Genomic DNA, 2675 nt, shown 5'->3' on the forward strand with positions numbered 1-2675 from the left:
GAGACCCGGCGGTCCTGGTCGCCGCCGAGGCCGGACTGGCGGGCGGAGTCGGCGCCCCAGGCGGACGCGGGCTCCGGGCGGCTGCCGTGCTGGACCCCGCCCGGGGCGGGCGCCCGCGCCGGGTCCTCGTCGAAGAAGTGCGGACCGGTCTCCTCCACCGGCGCTGCGGCCGGGCCGGGGCCCGCGCCCGGGGGCGGGGCGAGCGGCTCACCGTCGGCCGGTGCCGGACGGCTGGTGCCCGGCACCCAGGAGGCGCCGTTCCAGTACCGGACGTATCCAGGGATGGACGGGTCCGGGTAATACCCTTCGCGGGGCCGGTCGTCACCGGGGGCCGGGGTTGGGGCGCTCATGTCCGTCGTCCGGTCTCTGCTCGTGGGCCGAAATAGGGGTTCCCACATCTACCAGACGGACGCACCGGCCACCGCCGGTCCTGCGGGACCCGCCCCTTTCCGGGCAACCTCGTACAGGTACTTCACACGTGCGGGGACCACTCGCGCACACCCGCTCGCGCCGCGGCCCGCGCGGTCCGCGGAAAAAGCCTCCGCGAAGTCGCGTAACGCCGCCCGGTCCGCTCCCTCTCCACCCGTACGGGGCCGCCCGGAGGCCGGCCGGTGTCACGAGAGAGGACGACCGTCATGCAGCACATCGTCGTGGAGCGCGAACTGGAGTTGCGGCTCATCCTGTCGCCCGAGCGCAGCGTGCCGGTGCCGGCGCGGCTGACCTATCGCGGCGAGGACCCGTACGCCGTGCACGTCGTCTTCCATGTCGACTCCGAGCGGCCGGTGCACTGGACCTTCTCGCGCGATCTGCTCGTGGAGGGGGTGTTCCGGCCCTGCGGGCACGGCGACGTGCGGGTGTGGCCGACGAAGTCCGAGGGGCGCAGCGTGGTGCTGGTGGCGCTCAGCTCCCCCGGCGGCGACGCCCTCCTGGAGGCGCCGGCCGCGCAGGTGTCGGCCTGGCTGGAGCGGACGCTGCGGGCGGTGCCGCCGGGGACGGAGGGCGGGCAGCTGGGCATCGACGACGCGCTCGACCATCTGCTCGCCCGGTGAGGAGGGGCGGCGCGGTCAGAAGAGCTTGCCCGGATTGAGGATGCCCAGCGGGTCGAACGCCTGCTTGACGGCCCGCTGCATCTCGATCCCGACGGGCCCGATCTCGCGCGCCAGCCACTCCTTCTTCAGCACCCCCACCCCGTGCTCGCCCGTGATGGTGCCGCCGAGTTCCAGGCCCAGGGCCATGATCTCGTCGAACGAGGCGCGGGCGCGCCGGGACTCCTCCGGGTCGCCCGCGTCGAAGCAGACCGTCGGGTGCGTGTTGCCGTCCCCGGCGTGCGCGACCACCCCGATCGTGAGCCGGTGGCGGTCCGCGATCCGGGCCACGCCCTCGACGAGGTCGGCGAGCCGGGACCGGGGCACGCACACGTCGTCGATCATCGTCACGCCCCGGACCGCCTCCAGCGCGGGCAGCGACAACCGCCTTGCCTGGAGCAGCAGTTCGGACTCGGCCGCGTCCTCCGCCGGGACCACCTGGGTGGCGCCCGCGGCCTCGCACAGGGCGCCGACCGCGGCGAGGTCGGCGGCGGGGTCCGGGGTGTCGAAGGCGGCCAGCAGCAGGGCCTCCGTGGTCTCGGGCAGTCCCATGTGCGCGAGGTCGTTGACGGCCTTGACCGTCGTACGGTCCATCAGCTCCAGCAGGGCGGGGACGTGCCCGCCCGCCATGATCGCGCACACCGCGTCGCAGGCCGCCGCCGCGGAGGCGAACTCGGCGGCGAGCGCGAGCTGCCGGGGCGGCTGCGGCCGGAGCGCGAGGACGGCCCGTACGACGATGCCGAGCGAGCCCTCCGAGCCGACGAACAGGCGGGTGAGGTCGTAGCCCGCGACGCCCTTGGCGGTGCGGCGGCCCGTGCTCATCAGGCGGCCGTCGGCGAGGACGACGTCCAGGCCGAGCACGTACTCGGCCGTCACGCCGTACTTCACACAGCACAGGCCGCCGGAGGCGGTGCCGATGTTGCCGCCGATCGTGCACATCTCCCAGCTGGAGGGGTCCGGCGGGTAGAACAGGCCGTGCTCGCCCACCGCGCGGGACAGGGCGGCGTTGACGACGCCCGGCTCGACGACGGCGACCCGGTCGACGGGACTGATCTCCAGGATGCGGTCCATCCTGGTCAGGGAGAGCACGATGCAGCCGTCGGAGGCGTTGGCCGCGCCCGACAGGCCGGTGCGGGCGCCCTGCGGGACGACGGGCACCCGCAGCTCGGTGGCGGTGCGCATGACGTGCTGGACCTGTTCGACGGTGCGCGGCAGCACCACCGCGGCCGGGGCGCCGGCCGGGCAGAAGCTCGCCATGTCGTGGGCGTAGGAGGCCGTGACGTCCGGGTCGGTCAGGACGGCCTCGGCGGGCAGACCCGCGAGCAGCCGCTCGGTGAGGTCGCCGCGGGCCTGGGCGGGTGCGGCTTCGGTACGGCTCATGATCACAGCGTGACACCCGGGGCCATCGGTGTGAACCCCGTGTGCGCCGGACGCCGCACGGCCGCTGCGCTCGTCGTGTCGGCGCACCGCCTGGCGCACAGTGAGCGCCATGGAGAACGAGGCCGTGGCGAACGGACCGGGCACCGCCCGCCGCCTCCCGCGCGTGCGGCGGCGGACGCTGATCGCCGCCGTGGCGGGCTGCGCCGTGCT

General features: G+C 74.9%; 3 protein-coding genes. 1 reads left to right on the plus strand and 2 read right to left on the minus strand.

Annotation, left to right across the window (positions count from 1 at the left end):
- A partial coding sequence (locus tag SZN_RS36585) for a DUF2510 domain-containing protein (protein WP_139063686.1) occupies positions 1–350 on the minus strand: 350 nt, incomplete at its 3' end.
- A 285-nt stretch (positions 351–635) separates the two neighbouring features.
- On the opposite strand from SZN_RS36585, the gene SZN_RS36590 reads away from it, so the two are divergent.
- Positions 636–1049 carry an SsgA family sporulation/cell division regulator gene (locus SZN_RS36590; RefSeq protein ID WP_007505803.1) on the plus strand — a complete coding sequence of 138 codons (414 nt, stop codon included), beginning with the start codon at positions 636–638 and terminating at the stop codon, positions 1047–1049.
- A 15-nt stretch (positions 1050–1064) separates the two neighbouring features.
- Here the strand turns inward: SZN_RS36590 and SZN_RS36595 are convergent, their stop codons facing one another.
- The gene (locus tag SZN_RS36595) at positions 1065–2471 is read right to left on the minus strand and encodes an FAD-binding oxidoreductase (RefSeq protein WP_043735264.1); all 1407 of its coding nucleotides are present in this window, start codon (positions 2469–2471) and stop codon (positions 1065–1067) included.
- Positions 2472–2675: the final 204 nt, after the last annotated feature.

Origin of the sequence: Streptomyces zinciresistens K42 (assembly GCF_000225525.1) — a bacterium.
GTDB classification, from domain to species: domain Bacteria; phylum Actinomycetota; class Actinomycetes; order Streptomycetales; family Streptomycetaceae; genus Streptomyces; species Streptomyces zinciresistens.